This window comes from Collinsella aerofaciens (genome assembly GCF_015553355.1).
GTDB classification, from domain to species: domain Bacteria; phylum Actinomycetota; class Coriobacteriia; order Coriobacteriales; family Coriobacteriaceae; genus Collinsella; species Collinsella aerofaciens_V.
In genome coordinates, this window is sequence record NZ_JADNGN010000063.1 from 1 (window position 1) to 2,564 (window position 2,564).

3 protein-coding genes are annotated in these 2,564 nt (G+C 52.7%); 1 reads left to right on the forward strand and 2 read right to left on the reverse strand.

The annotated features are described in order from the left end of the window. Positions 1-343 precede the first annotated feature (343 nt). Positions 344-727, reverse strand: coding sequence for a hypothetical protein (locus I2D57_RS09770; protein WP_195362341.1), 384 nt, complete (start codon positions 725-727; stop codon positions 344-346). A gap of 628 nt (positions 728-1,355) precedes the next feature. Here I2D57_RS09770 and I2D57_RS09775 point away from each other — a divergent pair. Then, entirely contained in the window at positions 1,356-1,595 is a 240-nt protein-coding gene (locus I2D57_RS09775) for a hypothetical protein (protein ID WP_195362342.1), read from the forward strand. A 450-nt stretch (positions 1,596-2,045) separates the two neighbouring features. Here I2D57_RS09775 and I2D57_RS09780 read toward each other — a convergent pair whose 3' ends face one another. Continuing rightward, positions 2,046-2,474, reverse strand: coding sequence for a hypothetical protein (locus I2D57_RS09780; RefSeq protein WP_195362343.1), 429 nt, complete (start codon positions 2,472-2,474; stop codon positions 2,046-2,048). Between the last annotated feature and the right edge of the window lie 90 nt (positions 2,475-2,564).

Here is a 2,564-nt window from a genome sequence, read left to right on the forward strand (position 1 = left end):
ACTCCTCATCCTCGCCGAATTGCGAGTATGGCAGAATCGGCACTGGATGGCAGCGCGCTAGGCCGTGTCCGCGGAGTTACCCCCCCCCCGTTTTTATCGTAACAGTGATTCTAGGGACGCTTCAAAAAGTCAACCGAGGGTTTTGTCCCGTCAAGACGCCGAACGAGAATTACGTACCGCCAAGAGCCTCAAAACACGCCCCTCGCGGAACAGAATCCTCACTCGATTTCCATGCGGAGTAAAAACCTCAATCAATCATCCTCCGCAACGTCTATCCACCAAAAAGGCCGCCCCACGTGGAGCGGCCTTTGCTCGCAGCTTTTTACTGATAGTTACTCAAAAATTATTCCAACACATCCACAGAAGAGCAGCGAATCGTATTTTTCTTTCGGGAATCGAGAAAATAGCCTACCTTGACTTTAGACCCAACGCTCACGGGGCTATCGTTTACATAGCGCGTATGTTCTGAATCAACCAGAATGGTCAGACGATCAGACCCGTCGTTATATGGATCTTCGCTTTCGACCGACATGGTAAAATCGCCAGAGCTGTCAACGTTCAACACCAATCCGCTCACGAACCACAAATGTGAATAGTCACCTCCGCTATCTTTTTGGCAACGCTCCACTTTTAGAAATAGCGCAGAGAATGCGAACACGGCAACTGATATAGCGATGAAAACCTTAACGCCACTCCCCTTGCCATGAAATACAAATTTATTCGCCAAAGAAAAATACCCCTGCCTTATCCGTGTAATTAGCATAGTACTACGTTAACGTGCTCATGGCTGTGGGTTGGTTTAACCTACAGCCATGCTAAAGTTGCCAAAAGGGGCACAAAGGCCAATACGTTTGCGCCATGCCGGCACAGCGACCTGGCATCGTATGCACCGGCGGGATCATCGCTGGCCTGCAAGGAGGGCATATCCACGCGCTCATGGTCGCCGGAGGCCTCGTGATGCAGCACGCGCCGGGCGGCGACTGGAAGCGCGTCGATTGGGACGTGCTTGCCGCCTGGCTCGACAGATACGGTTACAAGGTCGCTGATTGCGAGACGGGGATCCTTCCGACCGCCGACGCGGCGAGTGGGAACGCAAGGGTAAAAACGCATCGTCGCTGAACCAGCGAGTCAGTATTCTTTAGTTAGATGATGGATATTGAAATTAATTAGCGAGATAATGTGCATATCGCATGATGTATGCGTTTCACCATGAGAGAGAGAGGTCTGTCATGAGCTGGAAACCGAGAAAATGCGTTATCGCCGGTCTCGTGACAAGAGGTCCTGGCGGCGCCTTGTTTGCAACCGCAAGGGCATCGTACCGACTTTTCACTTGCCTGTTCTAAAAGGCAGTTGCCATGCTGTCGCAAAATCAATCGAGATACTTGGTCACAATCGGCTTTACCCTGCTCGCATTACTCTTTGCTAGCGACCTTTTGCTGAAACCGCCCAAGGAACTCGTTTTGCTTGCCATAGACTGCATTTCCGCCCTTTACTTTACGGCAACCCTAATCATCGGACTAAAGGAGAGGAAAAAAGGCGCAGTCGCCGCATCCGCCGTAGGCGTGATCATAGCCATTGCCTCATTCTTCATCTGACACATTGGTGATTTAGGGGCGATATCGTAGGAATACGACCGGGAGATCGGGGGCCAGATTGCCCGGGTTGCCCGGTCGGCTCGCGCGACGGCGCGGCGGTTCCACAGAAAGCTCTCCCGACTTCACGCCGTTTCTGATCGCATTGTAGACAGCCATCTCGTCTTCGCAGTCGGCGAGCACGCGGTGTGCGTCGTCGTTTTGGATGTCCAGTAAATCTCGAAGGTCCTCCATGCACCAGCGTCCGAGATTTGGCCATGCGCGTTGCGCGAGCTGATAAGTGTCGATTGCGATGTTGTGGTTAAAGTCCAGGCCAAAGCCGTCCCAGGCAGAACAGCTTTGTTTCCTTGATTATCACCTTCATCCGGACACTTCCCGCATTCATCCGTGTGTGTACGGATGAATGCGAGGTTCAATACCCCGGCGGCCTGATCGGCAGACCGCCGGGAACTCTCACTCCTCGATAAAAGCCGGCACTCGGTTAGTCCTGCGCATCTTGAAATCGCCGGTCTCGTGGGAGACGTAGAGAATGCCGTCCATCCCGTCTCGCGATGCATATGAAAGGTGAACAGAACCGCAATCCGCTCCATCATTGTCGAGAAGATCGAACGAATTCGGGTCGCTCGTTGCGGCCAAACGACCGCTCAGACAAGAGCCATCGTCATTACAGATTTGCCATTCCATGTCTTCGCCTGCAAGAATCGCCATAGACGGCCTGGTCGCGCCATCGTTGATATACATCCCGTCTATGCCAAAACCGTTTTCAGCGCCATCGATGAACGACTGCTCGGACCTATACCTCGCAAATGATGCACTTAGCACCATTGCAAGACAAAGTACAGAGCCAACAATCGCTATCTTTGCATAGCTCTTGCCTATCATGTCATTCACCTCCCTCGTATGTATCGAGGTATTCCTGCTTGAGCGTCTGCGAGGACGACTCGGTCTTTTCCACGAGCGTGCCGGCCTCGA